Source organism: Enterobacter genomosp. S, from assembly GCF_001631805.1.
GTDB classification, from domain to species: domain Bacteria; phylum Pseudomonadota; class Gammaproteobacteria; order Enterobacterales; family Enterobacteriaceae; genus Enterobacter; species Enterobacter quasihormaechei.
In genome coordinates this window covers 541,025-565,448 of sequence record NZ_LVVA01000012.1, presented here as the reverse complement: position 1 = coordinate 565,448, position 24,424 = coordinate 541,025, and the positions used below count along the sequence as shown (strand labels likewise).

Sequence of the window (24,424 nt, the reverse complement as noted above, 5' to 3'; positions counted from 1 at the left end):
TCCCGCCGCTGGTATTTAAAATCCTTCCTCCACAGTGCTTGCCAGGAATTTTCCAGGCAACTTATACGTCAGGTTGGATGCCTGTCTTCACTTACCCTCCGGAGCGCAAGGGTTGTAAACGAGCATCTATGAATATTCAGCACATCCTGAAGCAAAATAAAGACCGCTGGTGGGCACTTCCTCTTATTTTACCCGTCGTGTTACTCCCGGTTCTGAGCGTGGCTAATACCTTAACGCAGCTGGGCGAGGGTATCGTTGCGCTCTATTATTTACCGCTCTCTTTTCTGCTGACGCTCATGCTGTTCTTTGGCATGGAGGCGCTCCCCGGCATCGTGGTGTCGCTGTTTTTACGCTATTACCCTTCCGTTGGGCTGTATGAAACCGTGGCCGGCATTCTGCATTTTATCGTTCCCCTGGTGCTCAGCTGGGGCGGTTATCGCGTGTTTGCGCCCCGACGCAATATGACCGCGTACGGCGACGTGCGCCTGATGGGGCAGCGTATTTTCTGGCAGGTTTTCTGCCCCGCAACGCTCTTTTTAATACTGTTTCAGTTTGCGGTTTATCTCGGCGTGTACGAAAGTCGCCAAAGCCTGGCAGGGTTAAATCCTTTCAACATCCGTACGCTCATTAACTATCAGGCCCTGCTGGTGAGCGGGTTGACGGGCGTGCCGCTTAGCTATTTGCTGATCCGTCTGATTCGCCATCCGCGCTACGTCAAAGGGCTGATATCCCAAATTCGCGCGCAAATAGACAAAAAGGTCACCGCCGTTGAGTTCGTGGCGTGGTTTTTAGCGCTGGGAGGGCTGCTGGGCATGCTTCTGCTGCCCATGAACATCAACAGCTCTATTTTCAGTACGAACTATACCTTGTCACTGCTGATGCCCGTCATGCTCTGGGGCGCGATGCGCTTTGGCTACAAGCTGATGTCGATTATCTGGACGCCGGTCCTGCTGGTGTCGATTCATTATTATTATCACTACATTCCGCAGTATCAGGGCTATGACATTCAGCTGGCGATTACCTCCTCCAGCTATCTGGTCTTTTCATTTGTCGTCATTTACATGTCGATGCTGGCGACACGCCAGCGCGCCATCAATATTCGTTCCCGCAGTCAGGCGTTTCTCGATCCGGTTGTGCATATGCCGAATCTGCGGGCGCTGTCGCGCGAGCTGGCCAGTAACCCCTGGTCGGCGCTCTGCTTACTGCGCGTGCCCGAACTGGAAGTGCTGGGGCGTAATTACGGCGTACTGCTGCGCATCCAGTATAAACAGCAGCTGGCGCAATGGATAAATGGCACCCTTCAGCCAAATGAGCGCGTCTATCACCTCACCGGGTATGACATGGCGGTGCGTCTGGATGCGGAGTCGCATCAGCAGCGCATTGAGACGCTGGACGAGCACATCAAGCAGTTCGTTTTTATCTGGGATGGTATGCCGGTACAGCCTCAGGTCGGCGTGAGCTACTGCTATGTACGTTCACCCGTCAATCATCTCTATCTGGTGCTGGGGGAACTGGGCATCGTGGCCGACCTCTCCCTCTCCACCAACCATCCGGAAAATCTTCAGCAGCGTGGGGCCGTTCATTTGCAGCGTAGTCTGAAAGATAAGGTGGCGATGATGAGTCGTTTGCAGACAGCGCTAGAGCAGGATGCCTTTACCCTGCTGGTTCAGCCGGTTCGCGGGCTGCGCGGCGATCGTTACCACGAGGTGCTGCTGCGGATGCGCGACGATAACGGTGCGCTGATCTTTCCCGAGCAGTTCCTGCCCATAGCACAGGAGTTTGGCTTATCGTCGCGTGTGGATTTATGGGTACTGGAGCGTACGTTGCGTTTCCTGGCGCAGCACCGTCAACGTCTGCCGGGCCAGCGCTTTGCGATCAACCTTGCACCGTCTACCGTCTACCGGGCTCAGTTCCCGCTCGAGGTGAGCCGCCTGTTAGCGAAATATGCCGTTGAAGCGTGGCAGCTGATTTTTGAGGTGACCGAAAGCAGCGCCTTTGGTCATGCGGATCGGGCGGAAACTAACCTCAGAAAATTACAAAAAATGGGGATACGGATCGCCATTGATGATTTTGGCACCGGCTACGCCAGCTACGCGCGGTTAAAAAGCGTGGACGCTGACATCCTCAAAATCGACGGCGGCTTTATTCGCAATATTGTCAGCAACAGCCTGGATTACCAGATTGTGGCCTCCATTTGCCATCTGGCCCGGATGAAGAAAATGCTGGTGGTGGCGGAATACGTGGAAACAGAAGAGATACGTAGCGCGGTGCACGCGCTAGGTATCGATTATGTGCAGGGCTATCTGATTGGGCTGCCGGTGGAGCTTGAAACACTGCTCGAAACGCAGCCTTCTCAGGAAAGCGCCTGAGCCTTTACGCGGCTGCCTCAGAGCTCTCTTCTTCAATCTTCAACAGCCAGCCGGTGACCGCTTCCCAGTACTGCTGTTCTTTTTCCAGATCCAGCAGAACCAGCGCGTTCTGGCTGAACCAGTCGTGCGGGAAGCTCAGCGTCCAGTGATGGTCGTCCGTTTTCAGCTTCAGCGTCGGCGGCGTGGTGGTTGCCTGACGCTGGTTATTAAGCAGCACGCCAAGGCGCAACAGCTGAATCAGCGGCAGGAACTGCTTTTTCTTGAACAGCGTAAAGCGCGGCAGATCGTCGAGCTTAATGGCTTTGCGGTGATAACGCACCAGCGTCGCCATCATGGTTTGCTGCTCCTGGTTGAAGCCAGGCAGATCGCTGTTTTGCAGAATATAGGCTGAATGACGATGCATCCCGCTGTGGTTGATGTTCAGCCCCACCTCGTGCAGCATCGCGGCCCATTTTAACAGCGCGGCGAGCTGCGGGTGCGCCAGCTTCGGATTCTGCTCTTCCCACTGCTCGTACATCTGAACCGTGGTTTCCAGCACCCGTTTCGCCTGCTCGCGGTCGATGTTGTACTGGTTCGCCAGGCTCTGCGCGGTGCGGCTGCGAATATCCTGATGACGGAAGCGGCCTTCCATCTCATACAGCACGCCTTCGCGCAGGGCGCCGTCAGACAGGCGCAGCTCTTTGATCGCCAGCGCGTCAAACACGCCGCACAGGATCGCCAGCCCCGGCACGAACACCACTTTACGTTCGTCGGACAGGCCCGGCAGACTCAGGGCGTCGAAGCTCTTATGCTTAAGCACCTCTTCGGTGAGTTTTACCAGGCGCTCAGGCGTAATAAACCCGTCTTTTTCACCCATCGCCAGCAGCACTTCGTGGGCGGCTTTAATTGAACCCGATGCCCCCAGCGCCACGTTCCAGCCCTGAATACGGTACTGCCAGGCCAGGTTTTCCAGTTTTTGTACGGCGGCCATGCGCGCGCGCTGGAAGTTTTCACGAGTGATTACGCCGCCCGGGAAATACATCTGCGCGAAGCTGACGCAGCCCATACGGCGGCTTTCCACCAGGCGCGGCTCGAAGTCTTCGCCAATCACCAGTTCGGTTGAGCCGCCGCCGATATCAATCACCAGCTTGCGGCCTTTTTCCGGCTGGGTATGCTCCACGCCCATAAAAATCAGGCGTGCTTCTTCGTTACCGGAGATGATCTCAATCGGGTAGGGGATGACCTTTTCCGCGCGCTTCAGAAACTCCGGCGCGTTCAGCGCCTGGCGTAGCGTATGCGTCCCGACGATGCAGACGCTGGAGGGCGAAAAGCCTTGCAGACGTTCTGCGAACAGCGACAGGCAGTTTAGCCCGCGCTCCATTGCCTCTTCGCTCAGCATGTTACGCGCATCAAGACCATCGGCCAGATGCACGCGCTGTTTCAGACGACCGATGATCTGCATCGCGCCATCCACCTCGCGGGCGATGACCATATGGAAACTGTTTGAGCCAAGATCGACCGCAGCGAACTCCTGCGGGCGTGGGGTATTATCGTTTATTGGCATAGGTTAATCGGGTTGCTCAAGTGATTTGATGTAATCGTAAATCGCCAGCTGCGACCGGACTTTTCGGCGATTGCCGCGCGGTACATAGCGATTACTGAGTTCTTTGTCGATATAACGTGCTTTCACCGTATCGCTGAACAGGATCTCGATAATGTCCAGAATACGCTGCTTAAGGCGGGGATCCAGCAGCGGCGCCGCCACTTCAATACGGTAATCTATATTACGCGTCATCCAGTCGGCGGAAGAGAGATATACGCGCTTATCACCGGCGTTATCGAAAATATAGACGCGATCGTGTTCAAGGTAGCGATCCACAATGCTGATCACGCGAATGTTGTCGCTGATGCCTTCCAGTTCCGGGATGAGCGAGCACATGCCGCGAATGAGCAGATTAACCGGCACGCCGGAGCTGGAGGCCGCGTACAGGCGGTCCACCAGGCCTTTGTCCACCAGGTTGTTGAGCTTCAGCGTGATGCCGGACGACAATCCGTTCTGCGCGTTGGCAATCTCTTTGTCGATCATATCGTACAGCAGGCGGCGCGAGTTCTGCGGGGACACCAGCAGGTAGTCGAAGCTAACCGGGCGGTACGGGTTCTCAATGAAGTTGAACACCCGACGCACTTCGTTGGTAATGCGCGCATCGGCCGTCAGCAGCGAGTAGTCGGTGTAAATTCGCGCGGTTTTCTCGTTGAAGTTACCGGTGCCGATATGGGCATAACGCACCACGTCGTCGCCTTCTTTACGGGAAATCAGGAACAGCTTGGCGTGAATTTTCAGCCCCGGCGCGGAGAAGATGACGTGCACGCCCGCTTCCGTCAGGCGGCGCGCCCAGTGGATGTTCGCCTCTTCGTCGAAGCGTGCCTGTAGCTCAACCACCACGGTCACTTTCTTGCCATTGTGCGCCGCGTGGATCATCGCGTCGATGATGCGGGAATCCTTCGCCACGCGATAGATGTTGATTTTAATCGCCAGCACGTTCGGATCGAACGAGGCCTGACGCAGCAGCTCCAGCACGTGTTCAAAGGTGTGATACGGATAGTAGAGCAGCACATCGCGCTCGCGGATGGCGTCGAACCCGTTGCGGAACTTATCGAACCAAATATGGCGCAGGCGCGGCAGCGGCTTGTTCACCAGGTTGGCTTTGCCAACGTTTGGGAAGCCGATGAAATCTTTAAAGTTGTGGTAACGCCCGCCGGGGATAATGGAATCGTAGCGGGAGATGGTCAGCTTATCGCGCAGCATTTCCACCATCGCGTCCGGCATATCGCGCTGATAAACAAAACGCACCGGCTCTGCGGTCAGGCGCTGCTTGAGGCTGGAGGACATCAGCTCCATCAGGCTGGCCTCCATCTCGTGCACCAGATCGTACTCGGCGTCACGGGTCATCTTCATCGAGTAGGCGTTTAGCGCGTCGTAATCGAAGAAGCCTTTGAAGATATCGTCAAGGCAGTAACGCAGGATGTTATCCAGCAGAATCATCGGTTTACGTCGACGCGGCGTTTCCGGTGGCAGATTCACAAAGCGCGGAACCTTATCGGACGGAATTTCCAGCAGCGCATAGTTGATGGTTTCACCGCGAATGATTTCCACTGCCAGATAGGTGTAATCATCTTTCAGGAACTGCACCAGATCGGTTTCACGGTTGATCAGAATCGGGGTAATGTGCTGGCGCAGATAATGTTTGAAATAGTGGCGAAGCCAGTTTTGCTGATTCGCGGAGAGCTGACGTTCGTTGATCAGGAAGATTTGATTGCGTGCCATTTCCAGCAGCAGCTCGTTATAGAGGCCATCAAATTCTTGATCGGCTTTCATGACGCGAGACTGGATTTTTCCAAGCAGATGCCGCGAGTGGGAGTTTAAGCCCTGTTCTTCACTGATGATGATTCGGCGCTTCAGTTCGGCAAAGCGAACCTTATAGAACTCATCCAGGTTGTTGGAATAGATGCCTAAAAAACGCATGCGCTCAATCAGCGGGTTGCTTTTATCGGCCGCTTCCTGAAGTACACGTTCGTTGAATGCTAACCAGCTTAGCTCTTTCTCAATGTATAACTTTTCCTGACCCATTACAGCTCACACTCCAGTTCAATCACAGGACGTGGTAAATCCGTCTCGTCCTTATTATGGCGAGCATTTCCACGATATGTCCAACAGTGCCAGAAAAGTATGACAGTTATTTTTTTTGTTGGGGATTTTAGAGGGTTGGAGAAGGGAATATCGGGTAATGCACTCTGTCGGTCGGGTAAGCGCAGCGCCACCCGACAGAACAGACTACTCTTCGGCCGCATAACCCTGCGGGGGCAACTTCACGCCGTCCAGCCAGGCTGCGCCGTTGCGCATCTCCAGGCGTCCATCGACAAACCAGCTTACCACCAGGGGATAAATGGCGTGCTCCTGCGTCTGTACGCGTTCGGTCACGTCGTCTTCGCTGTCGCCGGCAAAGACCGGCACTTTCGCCTGCAAAATCACCGGACCGCCGTCCAGCTCGTCGGTGACGAAATGCACGGAGGTACCGTGCTCCTCATCGCCGTTCTCCAGCACCTGACGATGGGTGTGCAGGCCGGGGTATTTTGGCAGCAGGGAAGGGTGAATATTGAGCAGCCGACCGGCGTAGTGTTCAACAAACGCCGGGCTCAGGATGCGCATATAGCCTGCCAGCACCACGAGGTCGGGCGCGTAGGCGTCAATTTCCTGCACCAGTTCGCGGTCAAACGCTTCACGGCCCGCAAACTGACTGGCTTCCAGCGCGTGCGCGGGAATACCGGCTTCCCGCGCGCGCTCAAGGCCGAACGCATCGGCCTTGTTGCTGAATACTGCCCGAATGGTGCCACTGATTTTCTTCTGTTTGCAGGCGTCTATGATGGCCTGCAAATTGCTTCCGTTGCCGGAAATAAGCACCACGATGTTTTTCATTCAATGACCACACGCTGTTCGGAATCGGACGCTTTAATCGTACCGATTTTCCACGCGTTTTCACCTTTTTCTGTCAGCAGCTTAACCGCTTTATCCGCTTCGCTTGCCGGCAGGGCGATAACCATGCCCACGCCGCAGTTAAAGGTGCGGTACATTTCGTGCGAGCTTACGTTGCCGGCAGTTTGCAGCCAGTTGAAGACGGACGGCCACTGCCATGAGGAGGCGTCGATTACCGCCTGGGTATTGTCCGGCAGCACGCGCGGAATGTTTTCCCAGAAGCCGCCGCCGGTCAGGTGAGCGATGGCGTGAACGTCGACGTTCTCAATCAGCGCCAGCACGTTTTTCACGTAGATGCGGGTCGGGGCCAGCAGATGATCGGCCAGCGGTTTGCCGTCCAGCTCGGTGGTCAGCGGGTCGCAACCGCTTACTTCGAGGATTTTACGCACCAGAGAGTAGCCGTTAGAGTGCGGGCCGCTGGAAGCCAGCGCAACCAGCACATCGCCGTCAGCCACTTTGCTGCCGTCGATAATTTCTGATTTTTCTACCACGCCAACGCAGAAGCCTGCGACGTCATAATCTTCACCGTGATACATGCCGGGCATTTCAGCGGTCTCACCGCCGACCAGCGCACAGCCGGATTGCAGACAGCCTTCGGCAATGCCGTTAATGACGCTGGCTGCGGTGTCCACGTCCAGCTTGCCGGTCGCGTAGTAATCCAGGAAGAACAGCGGCTCAGCGCCCTGTACCACCAGGTCGTTGACGCACATCGCCACCAGATCGATACCGATCGTATCGTGACGCTTAAGATCCATCGCCAGGCGCAGTTTTGTCCCTACACCATCCGTACCCGAGACCAGCACAGGTTCACGATATTTTTGCGGCAGCGCGCACAGTGCGCCGAATCCACCCAGGCCACCCATCACTTCCGGGCGGCGGGTTTTTTTCACCACACCTTTGATTCGGTCAACCAGCGCATTACCTGCGTCAATATCAACACCGGCATCTTTGTAGCTGAGAGAAGTTTTGTTGGTCACGGCTCAAGTCCCCACGCGATTGCATAGCTAGTAAGAAAAATCGGCGCAATTCTAACAGTCCAGGCAAACGTTTGCGAGCCTATTCTGGGCGCGAAGATCTTTTTTTCTCAGTGGCCGGTAAAGGGCGACAAACTTGACTCTGTTCACGAAAATGAAACCGGTTTCTGCGATCTGCTTGCAACGGCTTTCCCCTTTGCACATCATCAAACTGAAACCGGTTTCTGTAACTGTTTTTGCAGAAAATAACGCAGAATGAGGGAAAGCGAATGTCAGGATTCAAAGCAGATTTTCTGTGGGGTGGGGCCGTTGCAGCTCACCAGCTTGAGGGCGGCTGGAAAGAGGGCGGTAAGGGCGTAAGCGTTGCCGACGTCATGACCGCGGGCGCACACGGCGTGCCGCGTGAAATCACCAACGGCGTGCTGGAGGGGAAAAACTACCCTAACCATGAGGCCATCGATTTCTACCACCGTTATAAAGAAGACATCAAACTCTTTGCCGAGATGGGGTTCAAATGCTTCCGTACCTCTATCGCCTGGACGCGTATCTTCCCGAAAGGCGACGAGCTGGAGCCGAACGAGGCGGGCCTCAAATTCTATGACGATCTGTTCGACGAATGCCTGAAGCACGGCATTGAACCGGTTATTACGCTTTCCCACTTCGAGATGCCTTTCCATCTGGTGACGGAGTACGGCGGCTGGCGCAACCGTAAGCTGATCGACTTCTTCGTGCGCTTCGCGAAGGTCGTTTTTGAGCGTTACCAGCACAAGGTGAAGTACTGGATGACCTTTAACGAGATCAACAACCAGGCCAACTTCCACGAAGACTTTGCGCCGTTCACCAACTCCGGGCTGAAATATGCGCCGGGTGAAGACCGCGAGCCGGTCATGTTCCAGGCGGCGCACTATGAGCTGGTGGCCAGCGCCCTGGCGGTTAAGGCGGGCCGCGAGATCAACCCGTCGCTGCAAATCGGCTGCATGATTGCCATGTGTCCCATCTATCCGCTGACCTGTGCCCCGGACGACATGATGATGGCGATGAACGCCATGCATCGCCGCTACTGGTTCACCGACGTGCACGTGCGCGGCAAGTATCCGCAGCATCTGCTCAACTACTTTGAACGTCGCGGCTTCGCGCTGGATATCACCGAAGAAGATAAGGCGGCGCTGACGCAGGGCTGCGTGGATTACATCGGGTTCAGCTACTACATGTCTTTCGCCACCAAAGCGACGGCAGATAATCCGGCGCTGGATTACGACGAGAGCAAGAGTCTGGTCTCCAACCCGTACGTGCAGAAATCCGACTGGGGCTGGCAGATTGACCCTGTCGGGCTGCGCTACTCTCTGAACTGGTTCTGGGATCACTATCAGCTGCCGCTGTTCATTGTTGAAAACGGCTTTGGCGCGATCGACGTGCAGGAGAGCGACGGCACGGTAAACGACCAGTACCGCATTGATTATCTGTCTGCACACATCCGCGAGATGAAAAAAGCGGTGGTGGAAGATGGCGTCGATCTGATGGGCTACACCCCGTGGGGCTGTATCGATCTGGTCTCTGCCGGCACCGGTGAAATGAAGAAACGCTACGGCTTTATCTTTGTCGATAAAGATAACGAAGGGAACGGCACGCTTAACCGCAGCAAGAAGAAATCGTTCGACTGGTATAAGCAGGTGATTGCCAGCAACGGCGATAACCTCTAATTGTCGGGTGGCGCTAACGCTTACCCGACCTACAATACACGTAGGCCCGCGTAAGCGCAGCGCCACCGGGCAAGATCCCGCACCCAAGCCGGAGCCCTGCCTCCGGCTTTTTTGTTTTTGATTGATGTACGTCAAGCAAGTTGGGTATGGCGCAATCCGAAAAAAGCGGTATAATCCCGCGATTTTTTTGCGGATGCCACCTCAGAGGAGAAAGAGAATGAAGATTGTGGAAGTGAAACACCCACTCGTTAAACACAAGTTGGGCCTGATGCGTGAGCATGACATCAGCACGAAGCGTTTTCGCGAACTGGCTTCTGAAGTGGGCAGCCTGCTGACCTACGAAGCAACCTCCGATCTGGAAACGGAAAAAGTGACCATCGAAGGCTGGAACGGTCCGGTACAGGTTGAGCAGATCAAAGGTAAAAAAATTACCGTGGTGCCAATCCTGCGTGCGGGTCTGGGCATGATGGAAGGCGTACTGGAGCACGTGCCAAGTGCGCGTATCAGCGTGGTGGGTATCTACCGTGACGAAGAGACCCTTGAGCCGGTCCCGTACTTCCAGAAGCTGGTCTCTAACATCGACGAGCGTATGGCGCTGGTGGTTGACCCTATGCTGGCGACCGGTGGTTCGATGATCGCCACCATCGACCTGCTGAAAAAAGCCGGATGCAGCAGCATTAAAGTCCTGGTCCTGGTCGCAGCGCCGGAAGGGATCGCGGCGCTGGAAAAAGCGCACCCGGACGTTGAACTGTATACCGCATCCGTCGACCAGGGGCTGAACGAGCACGGGTACATCATCCCGGGGCTTGGCGATGCCGGCGATAAGATTTTTGGTACTAAATAATCGAATAACGATAAAAAAGCCGACTTTGATAGTCGGCTTTTTTTTGAATAAAAACCAACAATAACACTCAGAGGAAAACACTATGACGCGCCGTGCTATCGGGGTGAGTGAAAGACCGCCGCTTTTACAGACAATCCCGCTTAGTTTGCAGCACCTGTTCGCCATGTTTGGCGCAACCGTGCTGGTGCCAATCCTGTTTCACATTAACCCGGCTACCGTGCTGCTGTTCAACGGCGTCGGTACGCTGCTTTACCTCTTTATCTGTAAAGGCAAAATTCCGGCCTATCTCGGGTCGAGCTTCGCCTTTATTTCTCCGGTACTGCTGCTGTTGCCGCTGGGTTATGAGGTCGCGCTGGGCGGCTTTATCATGTGCGGCGTGCTGTTCTGCCTGGTCTCCTTCATCGTGAAGAAAGCGGGCACCGGGTGGCTGGACGTGATGTTCCCGCCTGCGGCGATGGGCGCCATCGTTGCCGTCATCGGTCTGGAGCTGGCTGGCGTGGCGGCGAACATGGCCGGCCTGCTGCCGGCGGACGGTCAGTCACCGGATTCCAAAACCATCATTATTTCGCTGGTGACGCTGGGCGTGACGGTGTTCGGCTCCGTGCTGTTCCGCGGCTTTATGGCGATTATCCCGATCCTGATTGGCGTGCTGGCGGGCTACGCGCTCTCCTTCGTGATGGGCGTTGTGGATACCACACCGATTGCCGAGGCGCACTGGTTCGCGCTGCCTACCTTCTACACCCCACGCTTCGAATGGTTTGCTATCTTCACCATTCTGCCTGCCGCGCTTGTGGTAATTGCCGAGCACGTCGGCCACCTGGTGGTGACGGCGAACATCGTGAAGCGCGACCTGATCCGCGACCCGGGGCTGCATCGCTCCATGTTTGCCAACGGTTTCTCCACCATCATCTCCGGCTTCTTCGGCTCCACGCCAAACACCACATACGGCGAGAACATCGGCGTAATGGCGATTACCCGCGTTTACAGCACCTGGGTTATCGGCGGCGCGGCAATCATCGCCATTCTGCTCTCCTGCGTCGGTAAACTGGCGGCAGCGATCCAGATTATCCCGGTGCCGGTGATGGGCGGCGTCTCGCTGCTGCTGTACGGGGTGATCGGTGCCTCCGGTATTCGCGTGCTGATTGAATCCAAAGTGGATTACAGCAAAGCGCAGAACCTGATCCTGACCTCCGTTATCCTGATTATCGGGGTGAGCGGTGCGAAGGTGCACATCGGCGCAGCGGAGCTGAAGGGCATGGCGCTGGCGACTATCGTGGGCGTCGGCCTCAGCCTGATTTTCAAGCTGATCTCGGTGATCCGCCCGGAAGAGGTGGTCCTGGACGCGGACGAAAGCGAAAAAGCGCCTCATTGATCGTCATGCCGGGCGACGGATCGCCCGGTTCTCTCCTTGCAGGTTCCGTGTTAAACTCCATTCCGATTTTATGTAAGATCTCTGGTTGAGGTATTTCTGAACGGACCGGCACAGCTCTCTCTGCCACTTTATCTCCCTGACGATGAAACTTTCGCGAGTTTCTGGCCGGGTGATAACCCCTCTTTGCTGGCTGCACTGCAAAACGTGCTGCGCCAGGAACACAGCGGATACATCTATATCTGGTCACGCGAAGGCGCGGGGCGCAGCCACCTGCTGCATGCGGCCTGTGCCGAGCTTTCGGCGCGCGGCGATGCGGTCGGCTACGTGCCGCTGGATAAACGTACCTGGTTTGTGCCTGAAGTGCTTGAGGGCATGGAACATCTCTCCCTGGTCTGCATCGATAATATTGAATGCGTGGCGGGGGATGAGCCGTGGGAAATGGCAATCTTTAACCTCTATAACCGTATTCTGGAGTCGGGCAAAACCCGGCTGCTGATCACCGGCGATCGTCCACCGCGTCAGCTTAATCTTGGGCTGCCGGATCTGGCGTCTCGTCTGGACTGGGGGCAAATCTACAAGCTGCAACCGCTGTCGGATGAGGACAAACTCCAGGCGCTTCAGCTGCGGGCAAGACTGCGCGGCTTCGAACTGCCGGAAGACGTGGGCCGTTTCCTGCTGAAGCGGCTGGATCGCGAGATGCGCACGCTCTTTGATACGCTCGATCAGCTCGATCGCGCGTCCATTACCGCCCAGCGCAAGCTGACCATTCCGTTTGTGAAAGATATTCTTAAGCTGTAGTTATGCCGGGTAAGGCGCAGCCGTCACCCGGCTAAGATCCCCCACCAGGTGCTCCACCAGCAGTGGAATCGGCCTTCCCGACGCCACGCTTCTGCCGTTCTCCCGCCATAGCGCCGTTCCGCTGATATCCAGATGCGCCCACGGGATCGTCGGCGGGCAGAAGTGGTGCAGCAGCCACGCCGCCGACGCGCTGATCGCCGCATTGTTGGTCGGCGTGTTGCACAGATCGGCGATGGCGCTGTCGGTCTGCTTTTTCAGCCGCGCATCCAGCGGCAGCGACCACACCTCGTCACCGCTCCGTTTTCCAGCCCCCGTCAACGCTTCGCGCAGCGGTTCATCCTGCGTCATTAATCCGCTCAGCTCATACCCCAGCGCTTTCACCACCGCGCCCGTTAACGTTGCCATATCAATGATATAGCGGGCCTGCGGGTGCCGCTGGCTGGCCCAGGCGATGGCGTCGGCCAGCACCAACCGGCCCTCGGCATCGGTATTGTTAATTTCAACGGTGGTGCCGTTGCAGGCCGTTGCCACCGTGCCGGGCTGCATCGCCTCCGGGCCGATGGCGTTTTCTGCAAGCGCCAGCACGCCCATGATGCGTACGGGCAATTTCAGCTCCGCAACGGTCAGCATCAGCCCGAGCACGTTAGCCGCGCCGCACATGTCATATTTCATGGTGTACATGCCCGCGCCTTCCTTCAGCCACAGGCCGCCGGTGTCAAAGGTAATACCTTTACCGACATAGCAGCGTACCGGGCCGTCAGAGACACCGTTATAGTGAACAGCCAGCAGACGCGGCGGGCAGGCCGCCCCTTTGCCAACCGCGTGCAGCAGCCCAAGACCCTGCTCAACAATATCCTTTTCGTTCAGCACCTCGCAGCGCAGGGCAGGGTAGGTGGCACACAGTTTTTGCGCCTCTTCGATCATAAACTGGGGCGTACAGCGGTCAGACGGTATATCCGCCAGCCGCCGTGCCGCGACCATGCCGAGGGCAATGGCCTGCTGCTGGCGGAAGATTGTCTCCAGCTTCGCCCGCTGTTCCGGCAGGCAGAGGGCGGTGATGCACGTAAGACGCACCGCGTCGTCCGTTTTCTTCAGCTTCAGATCGCTCAGCCTGTGCGCCTGATTAAAGAGAAATCGCAGCACCTGCGCCAGCACCACCTCGTCGATATCCGTCACGTCCAGCACGATATCGGCGCTGGCGGGGGCGGCAAGCAGCGGCCGCAGGGCAGCGAGCAGCCCTTCGGTCAGGGCGTCATGCCAGAGCGCATCCGGTAGCAGGGTGATGCGGGCAAACGGCGCGCAGCCAAAGCGCGTATCCGCAACGGTGTTTTGCTGGCGCATTTCATCGACAAGCGCGCTTTCCGGTAACAGAGAACTGGCCGAGCGCGCAATCAAATGGCTGTTCGGCTTCGCGTCCGCAAGCGTACTGATAAACTGATACGTAATCATCATGACTCCTCAATGGGCGCGCGGATCCGCGCGGCATAGGCCTGCATCCACGCCTCGTCTACCACGTGATAATGCGTTTTCTCGCTCAGGCGCTCGGTACGAAAAACCGTGAGCGGCTGGCGGGCCGTCGCCACCACAAACGAGAAGGTTTTGATGTTGGTTGCGGCGCCAAACTCGCCTCTGTTGTTCATGCACACCACGGAGAGATCGCCCGCGCGGCCAAAGCGCGACATTAGCCTGTCTTCCAGTTCAAAGACGACCGAATCCGCCGCCTGCTGCGGCGTCATGCCCTGCGCCATCCGACGAACGATTTCGTAGCTGGTGCAGCCTTTCATCAGATCTTCCCCTACGCCCGTAGCGGTGGCCGCCCCGGTTTCGCTGTCGCAGTAAAAGCCGGAGCCGATAATCGGCGAGTCCCCGAGGCGACCGCGTTTTTTCATGAACAGGCCGCTGGTGGAGGTGGCAACGCTCATCGATCCCTGCTTATCGAGGCCGATAACGCCGACGGTGTCGTGTCCGTCGTACGGGCTTAAGCCTTTATCCAGCGTCTCGCGGCAGCGCTTGCGGTAGTGCTGCATGGCGCGATCCGTGAGCATGGTTTTGTCGGTAAAGCCCTGGCTCAGCGCCCACTCGCGCGCGCCCTGGCCGACCAGCAGGCTGTTGTAGCGCTGGCGGCTGAGCGCGTGCGCCACGCGCACCGGGTTGGCGATATCCACCAGGTTCCCCACGGCACCGAACGCCAGCGTGTCGCCGTCCATATACGCCGCGTCCAGCTCCACCTCACCGTTTTCGGTAGGCAGCCCGCCGTAGCCGACGGATTTATACAGCGGGAAGTCCTCCACGGCCGCGACGGCATCAACCACCGCCGCAGCGACCGGTTTTCCCGCCGCCAGGGCAGACGCAGACTCCGTTACCCCTTCAAGCGCCATTCGCCAGGTTGCGATAATTCCCCACATGCTTTACTCCTGTTTTGCAAGGGTGGTGTCGGTTTGCGTCACCGTGGTCAGTTCCGCGGCGCGGTACTGTTTATCCACGATACGCATGAAAGGCAGGTACAGCATGGCGCCAATCAGCAGGTTGATCAGCTGCATCACGCTGCCGCTCAGGTGGCCGGTGACGATAAAACCGCTGATCACCGGCGGCAGCGTCCAGGGGATAAACACCCCGGTGGTGACGGCGACCGCGCCAACCTTCATTGCCGCATACTGCACGGTGACCAGCACCAGCGGCACGAGGTTGAATGGAATAAGCATGATGGGGTTCATGATCACCGGCAGGCCAAACAGGATCGGCTCGTTGATGTTAAACACTGATGCCCCTGCGCCGAGGCGAGCCACTTCACGCATGTTTTTACTGCGGGCGAAAATCAGCATCGCAATCACCAGCGACAGCGTAGCCCCCGCGCCGCCCATCCAGATCATGTCAAAAAACTGTTCCGTGATAATGTGCGGCGGCGTCGTGCCCGCCTGGATCGCGGCGATATTGTCGGTCTGGTTCTCCATCCACAGCGGGCGAATAATGCCGTTGATCATCGAACCGGAGTTAATGCCCACTGACCAGAGAATGGTGATGCTGAATACCGTCATCAGCGCACCGAAATAGGAGGTGCCGTAGTGGCGCACCGGGGTAGCAACCACTTCATAAATAAACTGGTGGATGGTGCTGTAATGGGTGTTTTCGAAGATGATGCGGATGATAAGCACCAGAATCATCACCAGCAGGGCCGGGATCAGCGCCGCGAACGACTCCTGTACCGCCGGAGGCACGCCGTCCGGCATTTTGATGATCAGCTTTTTGCGCTTCAGCCAGCAGAACAGTTCCGTCCACAGCAGGGAACCGATCATCGCCACGAACAGCCCTTTGCTGCCGATCCACTCCACCGGCATCACGGTAATACCGCCGTTTTCCGCCACTTTGATAAAAGGCGTCAGGATCAGAAACGCGACCAGCGCCAGAATGCCGCAGGAGATGCGGTCCTCGCCGTAGTGTTCTGCCAGGCGGTAGGCCACCAGGAAGCTGATAAACAGCGACATGGTCGAGAACACCGCGTTGAACGGGATCTCAATAATCGCGCTCCAGCTGTCACCAAAGGCCTGAGACATAAAATGCTGATAGGCCTGGTTAGGAAAAGAGGAGATCACCAGCAGGATGGAGCCGACGATGATAAACGGCATGAATGAAACGTAGGCCCCACGAATGGCCCCAAGATGGCGCTGTTGGGCTGTTTTCGCCGCCAGCGGCATCAGTTTTGCTTCAAGAAATCCCAGAACATTGTTCATTGTGAACTCCGTACAAGATTGAGGGGTGTGGTTTATGTTATGTCTGTGGATTATCAGTGAAGCGCGGCGCGCGAAAGGTGAAATCGGTCACAAAGCATTCGCTGCTGCATAATAAATCTCATAAGATTAGTTGCGGAGAGAGACGCGATGGAAATCAAACTGCATGCCAACGCCACGACCACGCCGCGTATCCGTCGCTACCTTCAGCAGTCCGATAAAAGCGACAGAGAGCTGGCCACTGAGCTGGGGATCTCGGTCACCACCGTCAGGCGCTGGCGCAACCGTGACCAGGTATCGGATAACCACACTACGCCAAAAGTGATACACAAGGCGTTGAGACAGGAGCAGGCGGCATTGATAAATGCCCTGCGGGATATCACCGGTGCGCCGCTGGATGAGCTGCTGCTGTTGGTGAATGACGGGCTCGGGATCGCCGTTTCCCGCGCGACCCTGAACCGCTACCTCAAGCCGGCTTCGGTAAAACAAAAGGGGGCGTTGTTGCAGGGTAAAAAGGCGCTGAAGGCCGGCATCATGCCGCAGAAACTACTCCTGCATCATCAGCCGCTGTCGCTGCATATGGACGACGGTGGCGAGCAACACCTGCTCTGGGCGCGTGAACCCGTCAGCGGCTGGTGCTACGCCCGGCTTTATGCCGGCGTTTCCCCGCAGTTGTTAACCCACTGGGCGAATGAGGTGCTGGAAGCGTGTCCGGCAGATATTCAATCTGTTGAGACTTTTGGACTGGCGGTGACGCTGCCGGTGCACAGCGTTAGCGTGAAAGCGCACCCGCATCAAATCCGCGCCGTACGGGTCGCGCTGCCGTTACGCGACATCATTCCACGGGTGAACAAAGAACCGATGGGAGAGCTGTTGATTCAACTGTGTGAGTATTACAACCGGGGGAAAGCGCAGAAAAAGCTGGGAGAGCGTACGCCGCAGGCGTTTCTGGAAGCGCTGCGGCGTAACGATTAGACGATCTCGAGCACGTCTTCCGGCGGACGACCGATACGCGCCTTGCCGTTCGCCACCACAATCGGACGCTCAATCAGCTTTGGATTATCGACCATTGCCTGAATCAGCCGCTCTTCAGTGAGAGTTTTATCGTTCAGATTGAGCGACTTATACAGATCTTCTTTCTGACGCATCAGCTCGCGCGCGCTGCCCATATCGAGCATCTTAAGCAGCTGACGGATCGTCTGCGCATCCGGCGGCGTCTCCAGATACAGCACCACTTCCGGTTCGATGCCGTTAGACTTCAGCAGGCTGAGGGTGTCGCGGCTCTTGGAGCAGCGAGGGTTATGGTAAATTTTTACCGCGTCTGTCATGACTTCTCCTTTATTACATCTTCTCGTACGGCTTAAAGCGTTGTTGCAGGCCGCGCAGCTGGTCGATCCGCGCGTCATAGCGGGCCTGTTGCAGGCTGCCGAGCTTCACCTGTGAACTGGCGCTGCTCAACAGGGAAATGGCCTGGTCGAGGCGGCCCGCCAGCGCCAGACCTTCCGCACGCGCAGCCAGCTCCTGATCGCGGTTACCCAGTTGCCCCTGCGCCTGGGCGAGCAGCTCCCAGCCGTTCTGGTCGTCTTTATTGTTAAAGGTGTAGCGGTTCAGAATGGTCACCGCCTCGCCGGGCTGGCCGCCCTGTAAATAAGCGTTCGCCAGGTTAAGCTGCAATACCGGATTGTTACGAAGATCTTTCGCTCCCTTCAGGCGATTAATCGCATCGGTCGCTTTTTTCTGTCCCAGATCGATATCGGTGGCGAGGTCGAGATACCAGGGGTTATTTGGGGCCGCCGCCAGAAGCGGCTGTAGCGCTTTACGCGCTTCATCATATTTGCTGGCCTCCATAGCCTGGAGCGCCTGACCATACTGCGCCGCGTTTTTCTCGCGCACGTTGCCTTTCGCCAGCGCGTCCAGCAGATCGCTGGTGAGCTGATTACGCCCGGAGTTGTACATGCCAAGCGTTCTCACTTTTGCCATGTAGAAATCCTGCGAGGACTGCACAACCACCGGACGCATCTGGTTGGCACGGTTACGCGCATCCGAGAGGCGGCTTTCCGGCAGCGGGTGGGTCAACAGAATTTCAGGGGGACGCGACGAGTAGCGTGCCTGGTCGAGCAGTTTTTCCAGGAAGCTCGGCATGGCCTGCGGGTCAAAGCCTGCACGCTGTAAAACCTGAATGCCGATGCGGTCTGCCTCCTGTTCGTTCTGCTGGGTAAAGCTGATCATCCCCTGACGCGTTCCCGCCAGTGTCCCGGTCAGGGCCGCCATCCCGGCCTGCGGGCTGGCCATCGCCAGCAGAATAGAGCCCAGCGCGCCCACCCACGTTAGCGGGGCGTTACGCTTCTGGTCTTCCATCGCACGCGCCAGATGGCGCTGGGTAACGTGCGAAATTTCGTGCGCCATGACTGACGCCAGCTGGCTTTCGTTATCGGAATAACGGAATAACGCCGAATGCAGCACCACGTTCCCGCCAAAGAAGGCGAAGGCATTGATTTCGTCGTTATTGATTAAGAAGAAGTGGAAGGGCGTTTTTACCGAGTCCGCGTGCGCCACCAGCCGCATCCCCAGACCGTTAATGTACTGGACCAGCAAAGGGTCGTTGATCAGCGGAGCACTGCCTCGCAGCTGGCGAACGTAATAATCCCCCATCTGCATCTCCTGCCCGATGGAGAGCGTGCTTCCTGCCGTGGTGCCCATGTCCGGCAATGAATCTGACGAGTCAGCGAAAGCGGGCAACACCTGGCCGACCGTCACGGCGGCAATCAGTGTCGCAACCAGTGTTTTTCTCAACTGCCTGAACATAACCACTGTCCTGTATGTTGGATGTGCTAATTTGACCGATGAACCCGCATAACGTTCATCTCCGCTGCCCTGCGAGTGTAGCCGTGTTAAGAGATGAAGAAAATCCCATTCATCAGGGTTTTGCGAAACCTGACAGTGAAACAAAAAGGAAAGTCTTTTTTGTGACAGTTAGATACAATTCACCGTCTCACTCCCGCCATTCGATTCAGGGAAGGGTTGTATGCTCGAAATGTTAATGCAGTGGTATCGGCGTCGGTTTAGCGATCCGGAAGCCATTGCTTTACTGGTTATTCTGGTTGCCGGATTCGGTATCCTGTTCTTCTTTAGCGGCCTGCTGGCACCGCTGCTGGTGGCGATCGTGCTGGCGTATCTGCTGGAGTGGCCCACCGCGCGTCTGGAACATATCGGCTGTTCTCGCCGCTGGGCGACCAGCATCGTGCTGGTGCTGTTTGTCGGTATTCTGCTGCTGATGTCCTTCGTGGTCATGCCCATCGCCTGGCAGCAGGGGATCTACCTGATCCGCGATATGCCCGGCATGCTGAATAAACTGTCTGATTTTGCCGCCACGCTGCCGCGCCGCTATCCCGCGCTGATGGACGCCGGGATCATCGATGCGATGGCCGAAAACATGCGCGCCCGCATCATGACCATGGGCGATTCGGTGGTGAAGTACTCGCTGGCCTCGCTGGTGGGGCTGCTGACCCTGGCCGTCTATCTGGTCCTCGTGCCGCTGATGGTGTTCTTCCTGGTCAAAGATAAAGAGCAGATGCTGAACGCGGTACGCCGCGTGCTGCCGCGCAATCGCGGCCTGGCCGGGCAGGTCTGGCAGGAGATGAACCAGCAGATCACCAACTACATTCGCGGCAAGGTGCTGGAGATGATCGTGGTGGGCGTGGCGACCTGGATTGGCTTTGTGATCTTTGGGCTGAATTATTCGCTGCTGCTGGCGGTGCTGGTTGGATTCTCGGTTCTGATCCCGTACATCGGCGCGTTTGTGGTGACCATTCCGGTCGTCGGCGTCGCGCTGTTCCAGTTTGGTCTGGGCACGGAGTTCTGGAGCTGCTTCGCGGTATACCTGATCATTCAGGGGCTGGACGGTAACCTGCTGGTGCCGGTGCTGTTCTCAGAAGCTGTTAACCTGCATCCGCTGGTGATTATCCTGTCGGTGGTGATTTTCGGCGGTCTGTGGGGATTCTGGGGCGTGTTCTTTGCCATACCGCTGGCGACGCTGATTAAAGCCGTGGTCCACGCATGGCCGGATGTGCCGGCGGTGGAAGAGAAGTAGTTTTGCCGGGTGGCGCTGCGCTTACCCGGCCTACTTATTCTTGTAGGTCGGGTAAGGCGAAGCCGCCACCCGACACTCACTTTCAGGCACTTTCTTTCAGCCAGTTCAACACCACGTCGTGGTGATTACTGGTTTTGAAGTTGTCAAACACGTGCTCAACTTTACCGTCAGCGCCAATCAGGAAGCTGATGCGGTGGATCCCGTCGTAGGTTTTGCCCATAAAGGACTTCTCACCCCAGACGCCAAACTGCTCGCAAACCTGGTGGTCTTCATCGGAAAGCAGCGTGAAGTTTAGCAGCTCTTTTTCCGCAAAGCGTGACAGCTTTTCTGGCTTATCGGTGCTGATGCCCAGCACTTCCACACCGACTTTCTTCAACTCATCCATGTTATCGCGTAAACCGCAGGCCTGTACGGTACAGCCCGGCGTCATGGCTTTCGGGTAGAAATAGACCAGAACACGCTGTCCCTGGAAGTCGGTCAAATTTACTTGCTCGCCGTCTTGATCCGGTAAGCTAAATTTCGGTGCGATATCACCGGCTTTCAGTGGGTTCATTACTCAACTCCATCCTGTTCGTGCTGCGAATAATCGACGACGCTTATACTGCCTTGCGCGTGTAATTCTGTACAGAGGGCTTTGAATGCTTGCTCGATATTTGACGCATCCTGTGAGGCAGGGCTGTGGGCGGTAATTTGAATAAACAGCGTCGGGATGGCGTGCTCATCACCCGGCTGCGTGCGGGAAACCAGTTCGGCAATGTTCATCTGATGGCTGTCAAACAGCGCCGTAAAACGTTCAATCAGATGAGGTGAATCAGGCACTTCAACCTGTACCCAGACCGTGGCAGGCAGAGCCGGACGCGGGCGCGCGGTGGTGCGCTTCATCACAATCAGTAAATCCAGCTCTGCGCCCTTCAGCGGCAGGGTAGATTCGATGAGGGTAATGGCATTCCATGTTCCGGAAAGCAGCATAATAAACGTGAACTCTTCACCCAGCATAGCCAGCCGGCTGTCTTCGATATTGCAGCCGCAGCTGCTCACGTGGCGAGTGATGGTATTCACGATACCCGGCCTGTCAGCACCCAGCGCAGTGATAACCAGGTAATGTTGTGATGAGGTTGTCAAACCTGTTCTTCCTTTGCGTGGTTAAGTCTTCCTAAGGAAAGCATAAAAAAAACATGCATACAACCGCCTGAGAGCCTCAGGTCGCTTGCTTTTATTACAGTTCCAAACGTAACATTGAGGCTCTTGTTCGCACAGAGGATGGCTCATGTTCACGGGAAGTATTGTCGCGCTTGTTACACCGATGGATGAAAAAGGTAATGTCTGCCGGTCAAGCATGAAGAAGCTCATTGATTACCATGTCGCCAATGGAACCTCGGCGATCGTTTCGGTAGGGACTACCGGTGAATCCGCAACGCTGAGCCACGACGAGCACGGCGACGTTGTGATGCTGACCCTTGAGCTGGCTGACGGGCGTATTCCGGTCATCGCGGGTACGGGCGCAAACGCAACGGCTGAGGCCATTAGCCTGACCCAGCGTTTTAACGACAGCGGCGTTGTTGGCTGTCTGACGGTCACGCCTTACTACAACCGTCCTACTCAGGAAGGTTTGTTCCAGCATTTCAAAGCCATCGCCGAACATACTGACTTGCCACAAATTCTGTATAATGTGCCGTCTCGTACCGGTTGCGATATGCTGCCGGAAACCGTTGGCCGTCTCTCGAAAGTAAAAAATATTATCGGGATTAAAGAGGCGACAGGGAACTTAAGCCGCGTTCATCAGATCAAAGAGCTGGTTTCAGACGACTTTATCCTGTTGAGCGGTGACGATGCGACCGCGCTGGACTTTATGCAGCTCGGTGGAAATGGCGTGATTTCCGTGACGGCGAACGTTGCGGCGCGCGATATGGCTGACATGTGCAAGCTGGCCGCAGCCGGTCACTTTGATGAAGCTCGCGTGATTAATCAGCGTCTGATGCCGTTGCACAATAAATTATTTGTCGAACCCAATCCGATCCCAGTGAAATGGGCATGTAAGGAGTTGGGGCTTGTAGCAACCGACACGCTGCGTCTGCCAATGACACCGATTACCGACCACGGTCGTGAAATTGTCGCTGGCGCGCTGAAGCATGCCGGTCTGCTGTAAAGTTTAGGGAGATTTGATGGCTTATTCAGTACAGAAGTCGCGCCTGGCGAAGGTTGCGGGTGTTTCGCTTGTTATGCTCCTCGCTGCCTGTAGTTCAGACTCGCGCTACAAGCGCCAGGTGAGCGGTGATGAATCCTATCTGGATTCACCGCCGCTTGCTGAACTTCACGCGCCTGCCGGCATGATCCTGCCGATCCAGAACGGTGATTATAATATTCCGGTCACGAACGGTAGCGGTCTGGTGGGTAAAGCGCTCGATATTCGTCCGCCGGCTCAGCCTCTGGCGCTGGTGAGTGGCGCGCGTACTCAGTTTACCGGTGATACGGCCTCTCTGCTGGTGGAAAGCGCGCGCGGTACCACGCTGTGGCCGCAGGTAGTGAGCGTAATTCAGTCGAAAAATTACACGATTGATAAACGCGACGACGCCAGTCAGACCTTAACCACCGACTGGATTGAGTGGAACCGTCTCGATGAAGATCAGCAGTATCGCGGTCGTTATCAAGTCTCCGTTAAGCCGCAGGGTTATCAGCAGGCGGTTACCGTTAAGCTGTTAAATCTTGAGCAGGCGGGCAAACCGATTGCCGATCCGGCCGCCTTGCAGCGCTACAGCACCGAAATGCTGAACGTGATTGCAGCGGGTCTGGATAAGAACGCCACCGATGCCGCTAACGCCGCGCAGAACCGTAACGGTTCAACGTTTGACGTACAGAGCGGTGCCGATGATACCGGTCTGCCGATGCTGGTGGTGCGTGCGCCGTTTAACCAGACCTGGCAGCGCTTGCCGGCTACGCTTGAAAAAGTGGGCATGAAGGTGACCGACAGCACCCGTTCAACGGGCAGCATCATAGCGACCTATAAGCCGCTGTCCGATAGCGCCTGGCAGGAACTGGGGGCAAGCGATCCGCAGTTGCCTTCCGGTGACTACAAAATCCAGGTCGGCGACCTCGATAACCGCAGCAGTCTGCAATTTATCGATCCGAAAGGACACACGCTGACCCAGTCGCAAAACGATGCGCTGGTCGCTGCCTTCCAGGCCGCATTCAGCAAATAATAGCGAGGGCTGGATAATCCAGCCCTTTTTATTTTCGTGCTACGCAAACGTGTGCGTGGCATAATATGCCCAGTTTTGAATACAAATCATCACACCAGGAGTAATGAAGATGCAGAAGCAAGCTGAGTTGTATCGTGGCAAAGCGAAAACCGTATACAGCACGGAAAACCCGGATCTGTTGGTGCTCGAGTTCCGCAATGATACGTCAGCAGGAGACGGCGCGCGCATTGAGCAGTTCGATCGTAAAGGCATGGTGAACAACAAGTTCAACCACTTCATTATGACCAAGCTGGCCGAAGCCGGTATCCCGACTCAGATGGAAGCGTTGCTGTCCGATACGGAATGTCTGGTAAAAAAACTGGATATGGTGCCGGTAGAGTGCGTTATCCGTAACCGTGCCGCAGGCTCCCTGGTGAAGCGTCTGGGCATTGAAGAGGGTATCGAACTGAATCCACCGCTGTTCGATCTGTTCCTGAAAAATGATGCCATGCACGACCCGATGGTCAACGAATCCTACTGCGAAACCTTCGGCTGGGTAAGCAAAGAGAACCTGGCGCGCATGCAGGAACTGACCTACAAAGCCAACGACGTGCTGAAAAAGCTGTTTGATGACGCGGGCCTGATCCTGGTCGATTTCAAGCTGGAGTTCGGTCTGTACAAAGGCGAAGTGGTGCTGGGCGACGAATTCTCTCCGGACGGCAGCCGTCTGTGGGACAAAGAGACGCTGGATAAAATGGACAAAGACCGTTTCCGCCAGAGCCTGGGTGGGGTGGTCGAAGCGTACGAAGCGGTTGCTCACCGTTTAGGCGTTAAGCTCGACTAATTCGCGCATTTGCCAAAGGATG

The 24,424-nt window shown here is 56.5% G+C and carries 21 protein-coding genes; 10 read left to right on the top strand and 11 right to left on the bottom strand.

The genetic code is table 11. The features are described 5' to 3' along the window. The first annotated feature begins 128 nt into the window (after positions 1 to 128). Positions 129 to 2,369, top strand: coding sequence for an EAL domain-containing protein (locus tag A3466_RS10270; RefSeq protein WP_063450494.1), 2,241 nt, complete (start codon positions 129 to 131; stop codon positions 2,367 to 2,369). Between the two features lie 4 nt (positions 2,370 to 2,373). On the opposite strand, the gene ppx is transcribed toward A3466_RS10270, so the two are convergent. The 4 genes from ppx to purM all read right to left on the bottom strand — a co-directional run bounded on the left by ppx (position 2,374) and on the right by purM (position 7,856). After that, entirely contained in the window at positions 2,374 to 3,912 is a 1,539-nt protein-coding gene (ppx, locus tag A3466_RS10265; protein WP_063450493.1) for an exopolyphosphatase, read from the bottom strand. 3 nt (positions 3,913 to 3,915) lie between these two features. Beyond that, entirely contained in the window at positions 3,916 to 5,976 is a 2,061-nt protein-coding gene (gene ppk1 / locus A3466_RS10260; protein WP_006811494.1) for a polyphosphate kinase 1, read from the bottom strand. A gap of 204 nt (positions 5,977 to 6,180) precedes the next feature. Beyond that, positions 6,181 to 6,822 carry a phosphoribosylglycinamide formyltransferase gene (purN, locus tag A3466_RS10255; RefSeq protein ID WP_063450492.1) on the bottom strand — a complete coding sequence of 214 codons (642 nt, stop codon included), beginning with the start codon at positions 6,820 to 6,822 and terminating at the stop codon, positions 6,181 to 6,183. Next, positions 6,819 to 7,856, bottom strand: coding sequence for a phosphoribosylformylglycinamidine cyclo-ligase (gene purM, locus A3466_RS10250; RefSeq protein ID WP_063450491.1), 1,038 nt, complete (start codon positions 7,854 to 7,856; stop codon positions 6,819 to 6,821). Before purM ends, purN begins: the two co-directional genes overlap by 4 nt. Before the next feature lie 266 nt (positions 7,857 to 8,122). On the opposite strand from purM, the gene A3466_RS10245 reads away from it, so the two are divergent. From A3466_RS10245 to A3466_RS10230, 4 genes are all read left to right on the top strand, one after another. Continuing rightward, positions 8,123 to 9,553, top strand: a complete 1,431-nt coding sequence (locus A3466_RS10245) for a 6-phospho-beta-glucosidase (protein ID WP_063450490.1) — start codon at positions 8,123 to 8,125, stop codon at positions 9,551 to 9,553. 217 nt (positions 9,554 to 9,770) lie between these two features. After that, complete coding sequence (gene upp / locus A3466_RS10240; protein ID WP_040074548.1) at positions 9,771 to 10,397, top strand: uracil phosphoribosyltransferase; 627 nt, start codon at positions 9,771 to 9,773, stop codon at positions 10,395 to 10,397. A gap of 82 nt (positions 10,398 to 10,479) precedes the next feature. Beyond that, positions 10,480 to 11,769, top strand: a complete 1,290-nt coding sequence (uraA, locus tag A3466_RS10235; RefSeq protein WP_063450489.1) for a uracil permease — start codon at positions 10,480 to 10,482, stop codon at positions 11,767 to 11,769. Between the two features lie 96 nt (positions 11,770 to 11,865). Next, positions 11,866 to 12,567 (top strand): DnaA inactivator Hda, encoded by a 702-nt coding sequence (locus tag A3466_RS10230; protein ID WP_211482948.1) that lies wholly within the window; start codon positions 11,866 to 11,868, stop codon positions 12,565 to 12,567. Here A3466_RS10230 and A3466_RS10225 read toward each other — a convergent pair whose 3' ends face one another. Genes A3466_RS10225 through celB form a run of 3 tightly spaced genes read right to left on the bottom strand, consistent with a single transcriptional unit; the run spans position 12,568 to position 16,295 of the window. Then, positions 12,568 to 14,016, bottom strand: a complete 1,449-nt coding sequence (locus tag A3466_RS10225; protein ID WP_063450488.1) for a leucyl aminopeptidase family protein — start codon at positions 14,014 to 14,016, stop codon at positions 12,568 to 12,570. It lies immediately after the preceding gene. Then, positions 14,016 to 14,972, bottom strand: a complete 957-nt coding sequence (locus A3466_RS10220; protein WP_063450487.1) for a N(4)-(beta-N-acetylglucosaminyl)-L-asparaginase — start codon at positions 14,970 to 14,972, stop codon at positions 14,016 to 14,018. The genes A3466_RS10225 and A3466_RS10220 overlap by 1 nt, the downstream gene beginning before the upstream one ends. A gap of 3 nt (positions 14,973 to 14,975) precedes the next feature. After that, positions 14,976 to 16,295: a PTS cellobiose transporter subunit IIC gene (gene celB / locus A3466_RS10215; RefSeq protein ID WP_063450486.1), complete on the bottom strand. Its 1,320-nt coding sequence runs from the start codon at positions 16,293 to 16,295 to the stop codon at positions 14,976 to 14,978. A 147-nt stretch (positions 16,296 to 16,442) separates the two neighbouring features. On the opposite strand from celB, the gene A3466_RS10210 reads away from it, so the two are divergent. Further along, entirely contained in the window at positions 16,443 to 17,267 is an 825-nt protein-coding gene (locus A3466_RS10210) for a helix-turn-helix domain-containing protein (RefSeq protein WP_063450485.1), read from the top strand. On the opposite strand, the gene arsC is transcribed toward A3466_RS10210, so the two are convergent. Both arsC and bepA read right to left on the bottom strand, forming a co-directional pair. Then, the gene (arsC, locus tag A3466_RS10205) at positions 17,264 to 17,620 is read right to left on the bottom strand and encodes an arsenate reductase (glutaredoxin) (protein WP_063450484.1); all 357 of its coding nucleotides are present in this window, start codon (positions 17,618 to 17,620) and stop codon (positions 17,264 to 17,266) included. The two genes, A3466_RS10210 and arsC, sit on opposite strands and share 4 nt — an antisense overlap. Before the next feature lie 13 nt (positions 17,621 to 17,633). Next, positions 17,634 to 19,097: a beta-barrel assembly-enhancing protease gene (gene bepA / locus A3466_RS10200; RefSeq protein ID WP_063450483.1), complete on the bottom strand. Its 1,464-nt coding sequence runs from the start codon at positions 19,095 to 19,097 to the stop codon at positions 17,634 to 17,636. Between the two features lie 220 nt (positions 19,098 to 19,317). Between bepA and A3466_RS10195 the strand changes: the two genes are divergently transcribed. After that, positions 19,318 to 20,382 (top strand): AI-2E family transporter, encoded by a 1,065-nt coding sequence (locus A3466_RS10195; protein ID WP_003860546.1) that lies wholly within the window; start codon positions 19,318 to 19,320, stop codon positions 20,380 to 20,382. A gap of 82 nt (positions 20,383 to 20,464) precedes the next feature. Here A3466_RS10195 and bcp read toward each other — a convergent pair whose 3' ends face one another. Next, positions 20,465 to 20,935 carry a thioredoxin-dependent thiol peroxidase gene (bcp, locus tag A3466_RS10190; protein WP_063450482.1) on the bottom strand — a complete coding sequence of 157 codons (471 nt, stop codon included), beginning with the start codon at positions 20,933 to 20,935 and terminating at the stop codon, positions 20,465 to 20,467. Further along, positions 20,935 to 21,504 (bottom strand): glycine cleavage system transcriptional repressor, encoded by a 570-nt coding sequence (locus A3466_RS10185; protein WP_046619006.1) that lies wholly within the window; start codon positions 21,502 to 21,504, stop codon positions 20,935 to 20,937. Before A3466_RS10185 ends, bcp begins: the two co-directional genes overlap by 1 nt. Positions 21,505 to 21,649: 145 nt before the next feature. Here A3466_RS10185 and dapA point away from each other — a divergent pair, with 145 nt between their 5' ends. The 3 genes from dapA (at position 21,650) to purC (ending at position 24,402) form a co-directional block, all read left to right on the top strand. After that, a complete protein-coding gene (gene dapA / locus A3466_RS10180; RefSeq protein ID WP_063450481.1) occupies positions 21,650 to 22,528 on the top strand; it encodes a 4-hydroxy-tetrahydrodipicolinate synthase in 879 nt (292 codons plus the stop codon). Positions 22,529 to 22,544: 16 nt separating this feature from the next. Next, entirely contained in the window at positions 22,545 to 23,579 is a 1,035-nt protein-coding gene (bamC, locus tag A3466_RS10175) for an outer membrane protein assembly factor BamC (RefSeq protein WP_063450480.1), read from the top strand. A 109-nt stretch (positions 23,580 to 23,688) separates the two neighbouring features. Continuing rightward, positions 23,689 to 24,402: a phosphoribosylaminoimidazolesuccinocarboxamide synthase gene (gene purC / locus A3466_RS10170; RefSeq protein WP_001171626.1), complete on the top strand. Its 714-nt coding sequence runs from the start codon at positions 23,689 to 23,691 to the stop codon at positions 24,400 to 24,402. Positions 24,403 to 24,424 lie beyond the last annotated feature (22 nt).

Bases quoted from the DNA above. Each gene is read 5' to 3' on its own strand.
- A3466_RS10270 (WP_063450494.1), top strand. From the start codon at position 129: ATGAATATTCAGCACATCCTGAAGCAAAATAAAGACCGCTGGTGGGCA.
- ppx (WP_063450493.1), bottom strand. From the start codon at position 3,912: ATGCCAATAAACGATAATACCCCACGCCCGCAGGAGTTCGCTGCGGTC.
- ppk1 (WP_006811494.1), bottom strand. From the start codon at position 5,976: ATGGGTCAGGAAAAGTTATACATTGAGAAAGAGCTAAGCTGGTTAGCA.
- purN (WP_063450492.1), bottom strand. From the start codon at position 6,822: ATGAAAAACATCGTGGTGCTTATTTCCGGCAACGGAAGCAATTTGCAG.
- A3466_RS10245 (WP_063450490.1), top strand. From the start codon at position 8,123: ATGTCAGGATTCAAAGCAGATTTTCTGTGGGGTGGGGCCGTTGCAGCT.
- upp (WP_040074548.1), top strand. From the start codon at position 9,771: ATGAAGATTGTGGAAGTGAAACACCCACTCGTTAAACACAAGTTGGGC.
- uraA (WP_063450489.1), top strand. From the start codon at position 10,480: ATGACGCGCCGTGCTATCGGGGTGAGTGAAAGACCGCCGCTTTTACAG.
- A3466_RS10225 (WP_063450488.1), bottom strand. From the start codon at position 14,016: ATGATTACGTATCAGTTTATCAGTACGCTTGCGGACGCGAAGCCGAAC.
- A3466_RS10220 (WP_063450487.1), bottom strand. From the start codon at position 14,972: ATGTGGGGAATTATCGCAACCTGGCGAATGGCGCTTGAAGGGGTAACG.
- celB (WP_063450486.1), bottom strand. From the start codon at position 16,295: ATGAACAATGTTCTGGGATTTCTTGAAGCAAAACTGATGCCGCTGGCG.
- A3466_RS10210 (WP_063450485.1), top strand. From the start codon at position 16,443: ATGGAAATCAAACTGCATGCCAACGCCACGACCACGCCGCGTATCCGT.
- arsC (WP_063450484.1), bottom strand. From the start codon at position 17,620: ATGACAGACGCGGTAAAAATTTACCATAACCCTCGCTGCTCCAAGAGC.
- bepA (WP_063450483.1), bottom strand. From the start codon at position 19,097: ATGTTCAGGCAGTTGAGAAAAACACTGGTTGCGACACTGATTGCCGCC.
- A3466_RS10195 (WP_003860546.1), top strand. From the start codon at position 19,318: ATGCTCGAAATGTTAATGCAGTGGTATCGGCGTCGGTTTAGCGATCCG.
- bcp (WP_063450482.1), bottom strand. From the start codon at position 20,935: ATGAACCCACTGAAAGCCGGTGATATCGCACCGAAATTTAGCTTACCG.
- dapA (WP_063450481.1), top strand. From the start codon at position 21,650: ATGTTCACGGGAAGTATTGTCGCGCTTGTTACACCGATGGATGAAAAA.
- bamC (WP_063450480.1), top strand. From the start codon at position 22,545: ATGGCTTATTCAGTACAGAAGTCGCGCCTGGCGAAGGTTGCGGGTGTT.
- purC (WP_001171626.1), top strand. From the start codon at position 23,689: ATGCAGAAGCAAGCTGAGTTGTATCGTGGCAAAGCGAAAACCGTATAC.